13 protein-coding genes are annotated in these 14,806 nt (G+C 46.9%); 8 read left to right on the top strand and 5 right to left on the bottom strand.

Annotated elements, in window-relative coordinates:
• Positions 1-210 precede the first annotated feature (210 nt).
• The 5 genes from ruvX to proB all read left to right on the top strand — a co-directional run bounded on the left by ruvX (position 211) and on the right by proB (position 4,715).
• Entirely contained in the window at positions 211-669 is a 459-nt protein-coding gene (gene ruvX, locus QUA23_RS12935; RefSeq protein WP_333076281.1) for a Holliday junction resolvase RuvX, read from the top strand.
• 311 nt (positions 670-980) lie between these two features.
• Complete coding sequence (locus tag QUA23_RS12930) at positions 981-1,559, top strand: DUF3727 domain-containing protein (protein ID WP_333076282.1); 579 nt, start codon at positions 981-983, stop codon at positions 1,557-1,559.
• A gap of 247 nt (positions 1,560-1,806) precedes the next feature.
• A complete protein-coding gene (gene mltG / locus QUA23_RS12925) occupies positions 1,807-2,931 on the top strand; it encodes an endolytic transglycosylase MltG (protein ID WP_333076283.1) in 1,125 nt (374 codons plus the stop codon).
• A gap of 142 nt (positions 2,932-3,073) precedes the next feature.
• Positions 3,074-3,595, top strand: coding sequence for a YqeG family HAD IIIA-type phosphatase (locus tag QUA23_RS12920; RefSeq protein ID WP_006633331.1), 522 nt, complete (start codon positions 3,074-3,076; stop codon positions 3,593-3,595).
• A gap of 10 nt (positions 3,596-3,605) precedes the next feature.
• A complete protein-coding gene (gene proB, locus QUA23_RS12915) occupies positions 3,606-4,715 on the top strand; it encodes a glutamate 5-kinase (RefSeq protein ID WP_333076284.1) in 1,110 nt (369 codons plus the stop codon).
• Between the two features lies 1 nt (position 4,716).
• On the opposite strand, the gene QUA23_RS12910 is transcribed toward proB, so the two are convergent.
• A complete protein-coding gene (locus QUA23_RS12910) occupies positions 4,717-5,475 on the bottom strand; it encodes a hypothetical protein (protein ID WP_333076285.1) in 759 nt (252 codons plus the stop codon).
• Between the two features lie 634 nt (positions 5,476-6,109).
• Here QUA23_RS12910 and ndk point away from each other — a divergent pair.
• The gene (gene ndk / locus QUA23_RS12905) at positions 6,110-6,559 is read left to right on the top strand and encodes a nucleoside-diphosphate kinase (RefSeq protein WP_333076286.1); all 450 of its coding nucleotides are present in this window, start codon (positions 6,110-6,112) and stop codon (positions 6,557-6,559) included.
• A gap of 153 nt (positions 6,560-6,712) precedes the next feature.
• On the opposite strand, the gene QUA23_RS12900 is transcribed toward ndk, so the two are convergent.
• On the bottom strand, positions 6,713-7,459 hold the full coding sequence (locus QUA23_RS12900) for a creatininase family protein (RefSeq protein ID WP_333076287.1): 747 nt from the start codon (positions 7,457-7,459) through the stop codon (positions 6,713-6,715).
• 537 nt (positions 7,460-7,996) lie between these two features.
• Here QUA23_RS12900 and QUA23_RS12895 point away from each other — a divergent pair.
• Positions 7,997-8,737 (top strand): response regulator transcription factor, encoded by a 741-nt coding sequence (locus tag QUA23_RS12895; RefSeq protein ID WP_333076288.1) that lies wholly within the window; start codon positions 7,997-7,999, stop codon positions 8,735-8,737.
• A 175-nt stretch (positions 8,738-8,912) separates the two neighbouring features.
• On the opposite strand, the gene QUA23_RS12890 is transcribed toward QUA23_RS12895, so the two are convergent.
• From QUA23_RS12890 to QUA23_RS12880, 3 genes are all read right to left on the bottom strand, one after another.
• Positions 8,913-9,668 carry a 4'-phosphopantetheinyl transferase superfamily protein gene (locus tag QUA23_RS12890; RefSeq protein ID WP_333076289.1) on the bottom strand — a complete coding sequence of 252 codons (756 nt, stop codon included), beginning with the start codon at positions 9,666-9,668 and terminating at the stop codon, positions 8,913-8,915.
• A gap of 122 nt (positions 9,669-9,790) precedes the next feature.
• Positions 9,791-11,104 (bottom strand): dihydroorotase, encoded by a 1,314-nt coding sequence (locus tag QUA23_RS12885; RefSeq protein ID WP_333076290.1) that lies wholly within the window; start codon positions 11,102-11,104, stop codon positions 9,791-9,793.
• Between the two features lie 424 nt (positions 11,105-11,528).
• Positions 11,529-12,890: a histidine phosphatase family protein gene (locus QUA23_RS12880; RefSeq protein ID WP_333076291.1), complete on the bottom strand. Its 1,362-nt coding sequence runs from the start codon at positions 12,888-12,890 to the stop codon at positions 11,529-11,531.
• 241 nt (positions 12,891-13,131) lie between these two features.
• On the opposite strand from QUA23_RS12880, the gene QUA23_RS12875 reads away from it, so the two are divergent.
• Positions 13,132-14,724, top strand: a complete 1,593-nt coding sequence (locus QUA23_RS12875; RefSeq protein ID WP_333076292.1) for a type II CAAX endopeptidase family protein — start codon at positions 13,132-13,134, stop codon at positions 14,722-14,724.
• Positions 14,725-14,806: the final 82 nt, after the last annotated feature.

Raw genomic sequence — 14,806 nt, 5'->3', positions numbered from 1 at the left:
GAAGTTATTGCTTCTTTAACAGGATGGCAATTTATTTTAGATGCCATATCTGTAGCAGGATTTTAGGAAACTGGTATTATTCCTTCGCGTCCTAGCGCTTACGCGCGGCTTCGCCTAACGCGTCTTCGCGGTTGGTTAAATAAGATTATTTCCTAAAAAAATAGTAAATCTAAAATCTAAAATCTAAAATCTAAAATTGATTGATTGATAATGTCCAACGATAAATTATGGATTTCAGCACTGGGATTAGATATCGGCCTCAAACGAGTCGGCATCGCCGGGTGTGACGGCACGGGTTTAATAGCTACGGGCATTACAACACTTGTACGATCGTCCTTCGAGCGAGACGTAGCTTATCTCCGAGAGCTTGTCCGAGAGCGGAGAGTTCAAATTTTGGTTGCAGGCTTGCCCTACTCCCTGAGCGGAGAATTAGGCGCTCAAGCCCGACAAGTGCAGAAATATGCTACTCGCATCGCCACAGCCTTAGACCTCCCCCTAGAGTACGTGGACGAGCGCCTGACTTCGGTTGAGGCAGAGGAATTGATGAAAACACAAGGGATTTCGCTGTCGCAAAATAAGGGTGCGATCGATCGCAAAGCAGCCGCCCTGATTTTGCAGCAGTGGTTGGACGAGCGGAGGCAAAATATCTCCGCCCTTCCCAATCCTTGATAGCTTGTAACAGAGGCGTGATATCCTGGTTGTGCAAGTTTGCTACGCACACCTGTAACCCTTGACAAACTGGAGAAAATTCTGCTGTACCTCGGTACTGAAGAAGCACAAAATCGTGATTTGTCCTCAGTGTCGCTTGCTAACTAGACTGAGATTTAAACGCTGCACTCCTCGCCTGTGGAAAAGGTCGCGAGTCTCGCGGTTTAAGCTGGTGGACTGGCGATCGCCCACTTAGCCAGAATATCGCCACGAAAATTCCCACTTGTCAAGCAAACGTTACTGAATTATTGACGGAAAATAAGATACACGCGATGTCCTCATCCCCATACCGCAAAAAAGAGAATGGCAATTCCAACGAAGAGTCCGTCACCCTGACGGATGAAGTTGGGCGATCGCTGACTTGCAACATAGAATATTCTATGAACCTAGAAGGTCAAGAATACGCTTTGCTGCTGCCAATTGACTCACCAGTAGAAATTTTTACCTGGCAGGGAGACGATACTGACGAAGCAGCAATTCCTGTAGAAGACGAAGCCGAAATTGACAAAATTTTTGATACAGCTAAAGTTGTCCTGCAAGAGCAGAACTTGACCCTCCGACGCACGGCGGTGACGCTGACTGTGGTTGGCGAATTGCCCGAATTTCCCGAAGAGGAGATGGCATCCGATGTCGATCCAGATGAGGAGTCGGAGTTTGAGGAGCTGATGTGGCTGACCAGCTTCTACCACGAAGAACAGGAATATGCGATTTATACGCCTTTAGACCCGTTCTTTATCTTGGCTAGAATGAATGACGACGGCAAGCCAGAATTGCTCTCGGAAGAAGAGTTCCAAAGGCTGGAACCGATGTTACCTATGCTGGAAGACCAGTTCTTTGACGAGCTTGATTAGATATTAATTGCAGGCACAAGGCCTGATGGCAAAAAGCAGAATTTTTTACTATTTTATAAAAAAGTAAACTGCTGGCCCGATCGAACTTTTTCGAGATGGCCGCTTCTGCCTTCGCGATCGGGCTTTTGAATTCGGCCGCGTGAATTGGGTCTTTTAAAGGGCTTGTATTCTTAACTTTTCGGTCATCAATCGCAGGTCATCAGTCATTAGTCGCTAGTTAACCGCAGCTTATCCAGGACAACGGACTATGAATAAAGAACAAATGACAAAAGGCAGCGCGCGCGAGAGCCGAAAAGGTACTCCGCAAGTCTCTAAATGGTTGTTTTATCTAGCGTTGCTGCCGGCAATCTGGGGAGTTTGCGCTTGGCAGGGTTGGGCTTGGTGGAGCTGGGCTTCGGCGCCGCCTAAAATCACATCCTCATCGGGGAATCCGGCAGAGGATGCTGCTGTGTCGATCCAAATCCCGGAGGGTACTCCCAGTCAAAAAATCGGCCGGGATTTAGAGGCAGCGGGGTTGATTCGATCGAGTTCGGCATGGAATATGTGGGCCCGCTGGCTGACTCTGCAAAACCGCGAGGGAGGTTTTCAAGCAGGAACTTACCAACTGTCGCCGACTCAGCCTCTGAGTGCAGTTGCTGACAAAATTTGGAAGGGCGAAGTTGTACAGCAGAGTTTCACGATTCCAGAAGGGTGGTCGCTGCAACAAATGAGCGCTTATTTTGAAGCGCAAGGTTTTTTCCCTGCTAAGGATTTTATGGCGGTGGCGAGTCAAGTTCCCTACGCTCAGTACCCTTGGCTACCGAGCGGATTGCCTCACTTGGAAGGGTTTTTGTACCCAGATACTTATCAGCTAGACGGGGATGCAATTAGCCCGAAAGCTGTCATTAAGCAAATGCTCGGTCGTTTCGAGGAGTTGGCTTTGCCGATCTATCAAAAGAATCAGAAGAATACTAAGCTGGATTTGAAAGAGTGGGTGACGCTGGCGAGTATTGTGGAAAAAGAGGCTGTGGTGGCGGGCGAGCGCAATCGCATTTCAGGGGTATTCAACAACCGTCTGAATAAGGGTATGCCCTTGGGTTCTGACCCGACGGTTGAATACGCCCTCGGCATTAGGCAAACTAAGGAGAAGCCTTTGACTTTCAAGCAGGTGGAAACGCCTTCTCCTTACAATACTTATATCAATGTAGGGCTGCCGCCAACTCCGATCGCATCTCCGGGAATAGCAAGTCTGGAAGCGACTCTGACTCCGGAAAAGACAGAATACCTGTACTTTATGGCTCGATACGACGGCACTCACATTTTTAGCCGCACGCAGGCAGAACACGATGCTGCGATTGCTAAAGTTGACCAGCAGTTGCGATCGACTCAATAGATAGGCAATGACTAATACAAAAGTAAAAAGTCAAAAGTCACAAAGCAAAAGCAATAATTATTCACTTTTGATTTTTTACTTTTTTAATCTTTAACTTCCAATTTCTTATTTCTCAATCTAAAACCTAAAATCTAAAATCATTATGACTTGGGGTAAAATACTACAGCCTGACTTAGTTCTCGGCGATTCAGTCATGAAGTTAACGGCTGATATTCTTCAGAAATATAATATTAAAGGATTAGTTTTGGATGTGGACGAAACTCTCGTTCCCATCACTGCAATGAATGCTTCTCCTGAACTCACCCTGTGGGTGGAAGAAATAAAACCCGTAGTATCGCTGTGGTTGGCGAGCAATAATTTAAGTCAGACTCGGATCGGTCGGATTGCTGAGTCTTTGAATCTACCATACATCACGGGTGCAGCTAAGCCGTCCCGCCGCAAGTTGCGAAAGGCTATTAATGCAATGAATTTGCCGGTGGAACAAGTGGCGATGGTGGGCGATCGACTTTTTACTGATGTTTTGGCAGGCAATCGTTTGGGTATGTTTACTATTTTAGTGGAACCAATGGTTGATGCTGGGTATGCGCTTCGCAAGTATCCGGTGCGCTCTTTTGAAGTATGGGTTTCTCAAGCTTTGGGCGCTTCTCTTGATAGCAGAAATTAGAAAGATTTAAATGACTCAAACTATTGTTGTTAAAATAGGAACTTCGACTCTGACTCGATCGACTACGGGAAACTTAGCTCTTTCAACTATTGCTGCATTGGTCGAAATTTTAGCTGATTTGCGGCAGCAAGGCCATCGAGTAGTTTTGGTTTCTTCGGGTGCGGTTGGAGTTGGCTGCGCGCGCTTGGGTTTGACGGAACGCCCGCGAAACATGGCTTTGAAACAGGCTGTGGCGGCTGTGGGCCAAGGGCGGCTGATGCGGGTGTACGATGATTTGTTTACTACTCTGCAACAGCCGATCGCTCAAGTATTGCTCACCAGGGGCGATTTAGTGCAGCGTAACGGTTATGTTAACGCTTGCAATACTTTTGGGCAACTGCTCAGGTTGGGCGTGATTCCGATCGTCAATGAAAACGATACAGTAGCGGTAGACGAGCTCAAATTTGGCGATAACGATACGCTTTCGGCGCTAGTAGCGAGTTTGGTAGAAGCAGATTGGTTGTTTGTTCTCACAGATGTCGATCGGCTGTATTCGGCAGATCCGCGCAGCAATCCCGACGCGCAGCCGATCGCCCTAGTCCAAAGTATGGCACAGCTCACAGAATTTCAGGTGCAAACAGGAGATTCCCGCAGCGGTTGGGGAACCGGCGGAATGGTGACAAAAATTGAAGCCGCGAGAATAGCAACTGCATCGGGAGTGCGGACTGTCATCACTGACGGCTGCTTTCCTGGTAATATCGAGAAAATACTCAACGGAGAGTCGATCGGCACTCAATTTGAGCCTCAACCGCGCCCTGTAAACGCTCGCAAACACTGGATAGCTAACGTGCTAATTCCGGCAGGGAAACTATATTTAGACACGGGTGCTGTCAAGGCAATTTCCCAGGGCGGAAAATCGCTTTTAGCTGCTGGTATTGCTCAAGTAGAAGGAGAATTTCAAGCTGATGATTCCGTGCAGTTGTGCGACGCAACCGGCAAGCAAATTGCTAGAGGACTTGTGAATTATAGCAGTTTAGAATTGAGACAAATCCAGGGCTGCAAGTCCGATAAAATTGCTGAGATTTTAGGCTATGCAGGCGTAGAAACGGCGGTACACCGAGATAATTTAGTGATTGTTTAAACTAACAAATATCGAGACAGTCGATCGCGCAATGAGCGAAGGCAGAAATTGAAGATATTTGCAGCACAGTCTTGCAAGAATTTGTTTGGCTGTGTTGGAACAGCTCGTTCATCGCTTCTGTAAACAGTTCAAATAAATTTTGTGCTAATTCTAAAGCTGCTTGGTATTCCGCATCTGTAAGTTTGATTTCTGCTAAAATTTGCAACATCTCTGGCGTGTTTAAAAGGTGATAATTTTCTAAACCCCCATAAGATCCTCCAAAATCAACAGATTCTTTTTGGTTAATTTGCTGTAATTCCATTGCCACTGCTAGCGCCGCCTCAAAAAAAACTTGGGCAGTTCCTTCCAGGACTTCCACTAACACCAGTTTCTGAATAGGAGAAGCTTTCCAAGCGTAGCGTTCGATCACTGAACAAAGCGCTCGCGTTTTTTTAGTTTCTTCACCCCAAAGCAGTCTGAAATCGCCGTAACTCATTAATTGGTTTAAGCCCAGTTCCTCTAGGTATTCTAGATAGTCGTGCCAATAATAGTTCTTTTTATAAGTATATTTATTAATGAGTTCCTGAACTTTGTTATTACTAGAAGATTCTCGCAGCACATATTTATTTAAATCGCTCAATCCCACAGCCAAAGGAGCGAGTACAGGTGCAAAAATTAGTCGTTGATTCGCGTGAATGTTTTTGTTGGCTAGAAAGTCAAACAAGGGCAATTTTGCAAACTCTTGCTTTTTGGGTTCAATGAATGCTACAATGCCTTTCATACTTTTTTTGCCTGAATGGTTGCTGTCAAGATCGTCTTCATATCACCGTTAATTATCTATATTTTCGAGCCTAAAGAATTGTGTTTATTATCATATATATTTGTATTTGAGATCATAGGTAAGAGTGTTGGCAGTCACAGGAAACAGTGACTTGTATCATATTGTGCCAGAAGTTCGAGCATCTTGTTGCCTAGAGATAAAATCTTCTAAATTTAGATTGCATATTTCAGCCGTTGCTCAAAGCCACCCCACAAGAGTTTGATTATTTACCGATAATTTAAAGGATGATTAACTTATATGGGCAAGTGAGCATCCTGTTCGCACTGCTAAAAAATGCCTTTTACAAAATCGCGGTGATCCATGCAAATCAGTCCTAGACGCATAGAAGTCTCGAAACCAGTTTTCTTCGGAGATTCATCGCTACTTAACAAAAATTTTTCTGATAAACCCGGTTTCTTTAACCCTTGCTTTTATTGCTTCTTCCCTCTTTTCTCTTCCCTCTTCTTATTCCTTATTGCTTCTTCGGGCGGCCATAACTCTCCAAATGACAATTTCTAATTCTCAGAATTGCCTTTAGGTGCGTTCTGAGTTACTCTATCTTTTGGATCAGTTAACACAATTATAGGAGTTAATCTTGGAACGGACTTTTTTAGCGATTAAGCCCGACGGCGTACAGCGCGGACTCGTCGGCGAAATTATCGGTCGTTTTGAAGCCAAGGGCTTTAAGCTAGTTGGCATGAAGCTAATGACGGCGAGTCGCGAACTTGCCGAACAGCATTACGGCGTACATAAAGAAAGACCCTTTTTTGCGGGACTGGTAGACTTCATCACTTCCGGGCCGATGGTGGCGATGGTGTGGGAAGGCGACGGCGTTGTGGCCTCGGCGAGGAAAATGATTGGCGCAACAAATCCTCTGAATTCAGAACCGGGAACAATTCGCGGCGATTTGGCTGTGAATGTCGGTCGCAATATTATTCATGGTTCTGATGCTGTGGAAACTGCCCAGGCGGAAATTAGCCTTTGGTTCAAGGAAGAAGAATTGAGTGCTTGGACACCTTGTTTAACTCCTTGGATTGTGGAGTAGTTTTGATATTCTCCCGATGGTGAATCGGGAGATATAGCTTTTCTCAGATAGATGAAATATCATGTCGCTTACTCACTCATAACGGTAAAATATAGGAGAGTTTGACATTTTTACTCGTTACTAAGCTATTTCTACTAATGATAAGAAAAAACGTTAATCTGAATTTAAAAACTCCAAATAATTATTAGTCAATTCTTTGACTGCTAATTCGTAAAACTGCTGACCGTGTTCGGGGGTTGCTAAGCCCGGATTTGAACCCATTCTCCCGTCGGGAAATCGGCGGCGGAAGTCAGCAGCACCGTAAATTTTGTGCCCGGAACCGACTTCTTCCGAAAGCGGAGCTTCCTTGATTGCTTCTGGATAAAGGTACTGGGTTAAGGCGACTTCGCTGGGGGTGGCGTGGGAACCTTCTTGGTTTCCGTATAATTCTTTTGCTAGTTGGTAAACTGAACCGCACATGAACCAATTGCCGATTTGACACTGGATTCGATCGGCATTTGGTAGGTTCAAGTCCGACAAATGCGCGTAACTCTCGGAAAATGCTGCTTTCATGGTGGCAATGTTGCCGCCGTGACCGTTAATGAAGAAATATTTCTCAAATCCAGCTTTTGCCAAAGATGTGATATAGTCCCTGATTACCAATATCAGAGTCTGCGGTCGCAGGCTGATTGTGCCGGGAAAGCTGGTGTGGTGCAGAGCCATGCCGACATTAATTGTCGGGCCGATTAAGGCATTGGCAGCTTCGCCGACACCGCGGGCGATCGCCCTCGCTGCAATGGCGTCAGTCCCGATCAAGCCGGTGGGCCCATGCTGTTCGGTGGAGCCGATCGGGATAATTATGCCTCGGGAGCTTTCTAGATAAGCTTCTACCTCGGGCCACGTACTCAAATGCAGCAACATGATAGGCAGTCTACAAAATTTTTACTTGCTATCGTCGATCGTAGCCGGCACAGGAAGAAAAAGGAATTTCGCCCAACTTATTATTGTATTCTTAAAAAAAGCCCTACAGTGCGATCGCAACTTTACCGTTATATTACTTAACGTTAATAATTTAACCACTTGATGGCCAAAACTTTACCTTTTAATAACCTTTTAAGAGTAGTATAACAAGCATATCCCTCTAGATTGGGTGTTACGTGGTCAATTAACAGCGGGCAATGTTTTATGAAATTAACACCGACCCCGAAAAATGACCAGACTTCTGTGGCCTGGACGCAGGCAGACAGCGCGGTTCCGGCAACTGCTCTACGGCTGTATTCCTTGCATGAGCAAGTAGCAAAGGTCGAGCGCGTGTCTGTGGGATGGACTGGCGAAGGATTCTAAGCGATTGAACAAATAAATGGCGATCGTACAAGCGATCGCAGCGCGAGAGTACCTCAGCTACTGAAGAAGGTACCTCGCGCTAGCCACATACAAACATCACTCCCACTGATATTTATGTCTTCTGCTGAATTAAGCGAAAGTCCTTCAAGGTTGGCTGTTGGACAAGCCGGCCGTATTTTGTTATTGGAAGGTGAAGATCTGTTGCGGGAAATGCTAGCTTTAGCCCTTAAAGAACAGGGCTATGAGGTGGTGGTTACTAGCGACGGGCGTAACGCTCTACCTTCTGTACAGGCTGCTTCGTCATACCATGGTGAATTGGCCTTTAACCTGTTAATTATGGATTCAATTAACGGTTTAGATCTGTGTCGAATGTTACGGCATCAAGGAAATCCCGTCCCTATTTTGATTATCGGTGCTAGAGGAAGTGCCAATAATTGCGCTTTTTACCTCGAAGCCGGATCTGATGATTATCTGACCAAGCCTTTTGGAATGCGGGAGTTTATCGCTCGCTGTCGGGCGCTGATGCGACGCCAGCGCCTCGGTCGCTTACCGGAACCGAGGACGCTGCAATATAAGAGTATAACTTTGTATCCTGAAGAGTGCCGCGTGTTGGTTCGTGGTCTGGAAGTGAAATTTTCTCCTAAACAGTTTCGCTTACTAGAACTATTTATGAGTTATCCCCGGCGAGTTTGGTCTCGCGATCAGTTGCTAGAAAAAATTTGGGGCCAAGACTTTATCGGAGACAGCAAAACAGTTGACGTTCACATCCGCTGGCTACGCGAAAAGTTGGAGTTAGATCCGGGTCAACCGGAATATATCATTACGGTACGTGGGTTCGGCTATCGATTTGGTTAAATTTTTAAATCAGTTCTAGGGTTGCAAGTTGCAGCCGAATTGACGTAAGGACACAAAAATGTTGTGTCCTTATTTGTCTATGGAGAGTGTGCAATACACTAGCTTGGAGGTGCAGCCAGTAGACTTATTGTAGCGACCGTTGCCGTTATCTTTTACTCTTGGCGATCGGTATAAATCAAAACTCCCCTGTCCACTGCCAACAATGTAGTTTCGAGCAATCTCCTGCAACCGCAACAGCCGCCACCATATCTGAACTCGGAATTAATTCAATTAAAGACCATCTCGATGCTTCTTCGGGGCTTTTTTCAACATTTAACAGCGCTGCTGGTTCTCCTGGTGCGAGGCTGACATCAAACTGATTCAGGGGAATAGAAAGGCCTTTACCGACTGCTTTGATATAGGCTTCTTTGCGAGTCCAGCAGGTGAAAAAAGCGCGGGGTTGGAGATGTTCTGGGAGCGAACGCAAGACACTATTTTCTAATGGTGAAAAAAACTTTTCCGCAATTTCCAGGCAAGGAAATTTGGAATTCATACCTTCAATATCGACACCAATATCTCGATTTTTTGTAATAGCAATTAGAGCCATTTTCCCTGAGTGAGACAAATTGAAACGGAGGGTATTTCCCCCTTGGGCGGCGATGAGGGAGGGTTTACCGTAGGGATTGTAGTCAAAGCACAAAATGTGAGAATTTATGTTTAGATAGCGACTGAGAATTTCTCTCATGGCGCCACGACTCACAATAAATTGCGATCGATCTTTTGGAAACACAAAACGATCGGCTTTTGTCCGCTCGTCTGGAGAGAGAGTCTGTTGTAAGCTCTGCAAGCAAGATTCTGTTTGAGCCAGAGAGACGCGCCAAACATGAATTTCGCCGAGATCCAATGTCAAGTCTAGCGGTGGGGAATTCCACGAATCAAAAGCAGTAATCATGTATTTATCTTCTCTTATGACTCACCTCATGCAGCATTCCCAGAAACAGGCAAGATGCTTGTTATACTTTGAGAAACAGACAAGATGGCTGTTCTACAACAGATGAATTGCAATCTCAAATGTTAATAAATCCAGGTTTGTACAACTTTTCCTGCAATTTTTTGTCCCAACCAAGGCGTATTTGCCGATCGCGACTTCAGACTTGGCCCGTCAACAGTCCAACTCATTTGCGGGTCGAACAAAATCAGCTCAGCAGAGACTCCAGTGGCAACCGTGGCGGGGGCTTGTCCGAGACAAACTGCAGGGCCTGCGCTCAAAACTCGCCACAGTTCTAAAGCCGAAAATTCGCCCGTTTCTACCAGTCCGTGCCACAGTAAAGGCAAAGCTAATTCCAAGCCGATCGCCCCGGGCGGACTATCAGCAAAAGCCACCGTTTTCTCCTCATAAGTATGCGGGTTGTGGTCGATCGCGATCGCATCAATTACGCCATCTTTCACAGCTTGAATCAGCGCTAATTGGTCGCTGAGATTGCCCAACGGCGGTTCTAGGCGTAAATTCGGATCGTAGGGCAACGAAGCAGTCAGAGCATTTTTCCGGCCGGAATCTTGAGAGTTTCCTGAAATTGCCCCGACATTCAACAGCAAGTGCATCCAAGTCACACTCGCAGTCACCGGCAAACCCCGCGCCTTCGCATCTCGAATCAATTCCACGCTGCGGGCCGTGGAAACGCGCATAATGTGCACCGGAGTACCCGCAGATGCCACCAACTCCAGAATTACCGCCAAAGCCGAAGTTTCCGCACTCGCCGGAATTCCTGGTAAACCCAAGCGCACCGACAGCGCACCCTCCCTCACCGCGCCATTTCCGGCCAAAGTTCGATCGCACGGCCACAAAGCCACAGATTTGCCCAAAGGCTGGATATACTCCAGCAAACGCCTCACCAGAGCCGGATTAGACAGCGGCAAACCGTCTGCAAAACCCACCACTGGACAGGAGGCCAGCTCGCCCAACTCGGCCATCTGCTGCCCTTTCACGCCCGCTGTCAGCGCTCCCCAATAATACAAGCGGGGCAGCCCGGGAGACAAATTGCGGATATGTTGCTGCAACAAAGCTAAACCGGCCAAATTGTCAACAGGTGGCGAGGTATCCGGCAAAATCGCCAGCCGCGTAAAACCGCCAGCCGCCGCAGCCTGCATCAAAGATTCGAGCGTTTCCCGATCCTCAAAACCCGGTTCTCCACTGTGACTGTACATATCAGTTAACCCCGGCCCCAAAATCAGTCCCTGGCAATCCCGCACTTGCGTGTCAGCGGGAAACTCAGCAATTTTTTCTTCGACTGCTTTGATATCACCTTCAGCAATCAGAATATCAGCGATGCGATCGCTCCCTGAAACTGGATCTAGCACTCGTACATTTTGTAGCAGTTCGCGGCTCATAACTTAAGATTTAAATATATAGAAGAAAGAAGTTCGGCAACGGATTCTATAACGGATGTAACGGATGGGTGGAAGATGGAACCGCGAAGACGCGAAGTAAACGAAGGAAGAAGGAAGAAGGAATAAAAGCCAGGGTTTTAGTAATTAAGAACGTCCTAACCATCTTGGCAGTTGCTATAAAAATTAAAACATTTTTCAGGTGGGTACTCGTAGCGGTGGGCAGTGGTGTTAACTTAGGTCTAAAAGCTTTGATAAATTTCGCTTTGACACGAGTCTCGATCCCCCTAAATCCCCCTTAAAAAGAGGGGCTTTGAGAAGGCTTCTTTTCCCCCCTTCTTAAGGGGGGCTAGGGGGGATCGAAGGTCTAATCGTCAAACAGCAGATCGGTAATACGTCTACTTGTTCGCGCTCAGCACTTTACTAATTACAGTGCTCCGGCTGCTGTTTTGTCAAAAACGCCGCCGCTCAAATGAGTTGTGACATTCATCGCTTGTAATACCGGCAAACCATCGGGGCCGTGGGGATAATCAATCACGCTAACGGCTCCGTTTCCTTGTTTGAATTTCCAGAAATGTTCGGGTTCTAAACCGAATAGGTGGCAGAGAATAGCTTTGTTAATGGCGTCGTGAGCAACGACAATCCCAGTACCAGAAACTGATTGTACGATTTCTCGCCAAGCTGCGATCGCCCGATTCCATACGTGCTGCAAATTCTCTCCTTCGGGCATTTGCACTGTTTCAGGATTTGTTTTCCATTCTGCTAGCAAACCCGGATAGGATTGTTCGATTTCTGATTCAAACTTTCCTTCCCAAAGTCCGTGGCTGATTTCTCTCAACTCGTCGCGGAGTTCTAGTTGCAAACCGCCGTGATATTTGAGAATAATTTCCGCAGTTTCTTTCGGGCGCAGCATGGAACTGCTAATCGCAAAGTCTAATTTTACATCCTTGAGAAATTCTGCCGCCCGCCGGGATTGTTCGCGGCCGTTATCGTTGAGAGGCACGTCAATCTGCCCTTGAAATTTACCTGCTTTATTCCAGTCGGTTTCGCCGTGACGCACCAGCAACAATCGCGGGCCTTGGTGTCCGTCCCTCGGTTTGGGAAAAATTTCCCCGGTATGGGAAGTTAAATTCACCGACTCTAATTGAACTGCAATTTTCTTTTTTGGCTCTCCGGGTTCGTCGTTGGTAACAGGGGAAGGGCCAAAATTAATGACACTAATTCCGCAATTTGACTGTTGAATTGATTGATAATAATCCGGGGTAATTTCCGAGGCCGTGGCGATGAGAGCGCGGTTGATTCCGTTGTGACCTACTACTAGAATTGTGCCGTCCTGGTGGCGCGATAAAAGTTCTTGCCAAAAATGACGGGCGTTAGCAAAAATTGCCAATACGGGAAAGTGTTCGATGTCTCCGTCAGCAGATGGCAGTTTCATGGAAAATTTGTCTGGCTGTTTTTGCCACTGCTGATATGCTTCGGGGAATTTGTCGATCGCATCTTGGCGCAACATTCCTTCCCACAGAGGCAAATCAATTTCCATCAAATTATCAGTTGGCTGGAGTTGTGGCGGATTTGTCAAGCGCGACAGGATGATTTCTGCTGTTTCTTTGGCTCGTTGCAGAGGGCTGGTATAGGCGGCATCAAAGGCGATACTGCTGAGTGTGTCACCTACTTGCAGGGCGGTGTTGCGACCTGCTTCTGTCAAAATTGATTTATCGAGGCGGCCTTGGATGCGGCGTTCTTGATTGTAGGTGCTTTTGCCGTGACGGACTAAGATAATGCGAGTCATTCGATTTTAGATTTTAGATTTTAGATTTTAGATTTAGCCTGCTACCCGGCTGCGGGTGCGCTGTGCACACCTTACCCATACATGGCGGAGCGAGGATTTGTGGCGTAAGTCTTGTTGAGGCGAGTCAAAAAGATGAGCCAGTGAAATTTTACCAGTTGTCGGGATACTCTCGTCTGCAACGACCTATGATTAAAGACGGAAAAGATTTAGCCACGGATTCGCGCGGGACGGAAAAGCAGGAATGACACTGAAGCGGGTTATTTTAGGTATTTTAACGGCGATCGCGATCGCCCTGGTCGGTTTATCTTTACTTGCTAGTTGGAATCAACCGCAAATTCAAAGCCGGCTGGAACTCTACCAGACAAATTTGCTGCTGCACGCCTCGGAGTGGCAGGGAGAAAATAATCAGAGTGTTAATTTAAGTTCGGCGCGCAACAATATTGTCGGTGCAGATCCTTTAAATACGGCTTTGACGCAATATCAAGAAGCGCGAGACTCGACTCGCAAAACTCTCGAAACAACTCAATCACAATTTAAAGGAATTCAGTCTGCTATCGCCTCCAAGTCTGCTGATAATACTCTGAACTTGGCTCAAAACAAGGCTTTGTCAGAGTCGATCGAGCAACAGTCAGCGCTGCTAAACGAACTTGACTTGCGCTTGGGAATTTTGCAGGCAAGCAGTGGCAAAACTGAGGCGGCGCTCCAAACTTGGACAAATTTAGTTGAGCGCTACAAAACTCAAATAGATTACGACTCTTCGGTAATAACTGCTCAAGTTTTAACGGGAATTTGGAGCAATCCGGCTCAACTGCTGCCGGATGCCGAGCCCCGCATTCAAAAGTCTTTGGAGGGCTGGTTTCGCTATCGCGCTCTAGCTCAACTTTACAAGCTGCAAGAACGTTCTAAAGAGCTGGCGGCGCTGCAAGCAGCAGAGCAAGCAACGGCTGAACAAGCTATAGAAAAGTTGGCAATTGTGGTTGGGGTTCCGGCGATCGCACTTTTTATTGGTACGGTTTTGCTGGTTGGTTTGACCGTGCAGTGGCTGTTGCAGCGGAAGCAGTTAGAGAAAGCAGAGCCGGGGCCGCTGTTGGCGCGCAATGCGAGCTTGACTTGGGATGTGCCTTGGGACGGCGAGATTGTTTGGCAGGTGCTTGTGGTCGGCTTTTTCTTTGTCGGGCAAATCTTGATTCCCTATTTGTTGCTGCCTGTTTCTCTGGCTGTTTTAAAACTCAATCCAGCTACTTTTGACCCCCGCGAAAAGGCTTTTTATATCTTTGCTACTTATTTGTTGCTGTCGGCTGGGGGGCTTTCGGTACTGTATTTTTCCGTCAAGTCTTTTTTGCCTTTGCCTGAAGGTTGGTTTCGGATTAATTGGCGGGGAAGTTGGTTTTTGTGGGGATTTGGTGGCTATTTTGTTGCTTTGCCTTTGGTAGTTTTGGTGTCGCTGATCAATCAGCAATTTTGGCAGGGACAAGGTGGCAGTAATCCGATTTTGCCGATCGTTCTTGAAGGTAGGGACAACGTGGCTTTGGTGGTGTTTTTCGGCACTGCTGCGATCGCGGCTCCGGTTTTTGAGGAAATTGTGTTTCGGGGCTTTCTGCTGCCTTCTTTGACTCGCTATTTGCCTGTTTGGGGGGCGATCGCAGCTTCTGCTTTCTTGTTTGCAGTGGCTCACTTGAGTGTCTCGGAGATTCTGCCTTTGGCGACTTTGGGTGCGGTTTTGGGGTTTGTGTACACGCGATCGCGCAATCTCCTTGCTCCTATGCTCCTCCACAGTCTTTGGAACAGCGGTACTCTCCTGAGTCTGTTTCTTTTGGGCGGTGGCGCGAGTTAATTGGAGCGGTTGTTAATAATTGTGAATTAATCGAGTTTTTTTGAGAGTGCTCGTCAGGGCGATCGACTCTTGTCAAAAACAG

The sequence above is a fragment of the Microcoleus sp. Pol1C5 genome, assembly GCF_036701115.1.
In the GTDB taxonomy this organism is placed as follows: domain Bacteria; phylum Cyanobacteriota; class Cyanobacteriia; order Cyanobacteriales; family Microcoleaceae; genus Microcoleus.
Note: the sequence above shows the minus strand (reverse complement) of the source record. Positions and strands in the feature narration are given on the sequence as shown.

What these genes read in the sequence shown, in the direction of transcription:
- ruvX (WP_333076281.1), top strand. Translation starts at nt 211, where the DNA reads ATGTCCAACGATAAATTATGGATTTCAGCACTGGGATTAGATATCGGC.
- QUA23_RS12930 (WP_333076282.1), top strand. Translation starts at nt 981, where the DNA reads ATGTCCTCATCCCCATACCGCAAAAAAGAGAATGGCAATTCCAACGAA.
- mltG (WP_333076283.1), top strand. Translation starts at nt 1,807, where the DNA reads ATGAATAAAGAACAAATGACAAAAGGCAGCGCGCGCGAGAGCCGAAAA.
- QUA23_RS12920 (WP_006633331.1), top strand. Translation starts at nt 3,074, where the DNA reads ATGACTTGGGGTAAAATACTACAGCCTGACTTAGTTCTCGGCGATTCA.
- proB (WP_333076284.1), top strand. Translation starts at nt 3,606, where the DNA reads ATGACTCAAACTATTGTTGTTAAAATAGGAACTTCGACTCTGACTCGA.
- QUA23_RS12910 (WP_333076285.1), bottom strand. Translation starts at nt 5,475, where the DNA reads ATGAAAGGCATTGTAGCATTCATTGAACCCAAAAAGCAAGAGTTTGCA.
- QUA23_RS12900 (WP_333076287.1), bottom strand. Translation starts at nt 7,459, where the DNA reads ATGTTGCTGCATTTGAGTACGTGGCCCGAGGTAGAAGCTTATCTAGAA.
- QUA23_RS12895 (WP_333076288.1), top strand. Translation starts at nt 7,997, where the DNA reads ATGTCTTCTGCTGAATTAAGCGAAAGTCCTTCAAGGTTGGCTGTTGGA.
- QUA23_RS12890 (WP_333076289.1), bottom strand. Translation starts at nt 9,668, where the DNA reads ATGATTACTGCTTTTGATTCGTGGAATTCCCCACCGCTAGACTTGACA.
- QUA23_RS12885 (WP_333076290.1), bottom strand. Translation starts at nt 11,104, where the DNA reads ATGAGCCGCGAACTGCTACAAAATGTACGAGTGCTAGATCCAGTTTCA.
- QUA23_RS12880 (WP_333076291.1), bottom strand. Translation starts at nt 12,890, where the DNA reads ATGACTCGCATTATCTTAGTCCGTCACGGCAAAAGCACCTACAATCAA.
- QUA23_RS12875 (WP_333076292.1), top strand. Translation starts at nt 13,132, where the DNA reads ATGACACTGAAGCGGGTTATTTTAGGTATTTTAACGGCGATCGCGATC.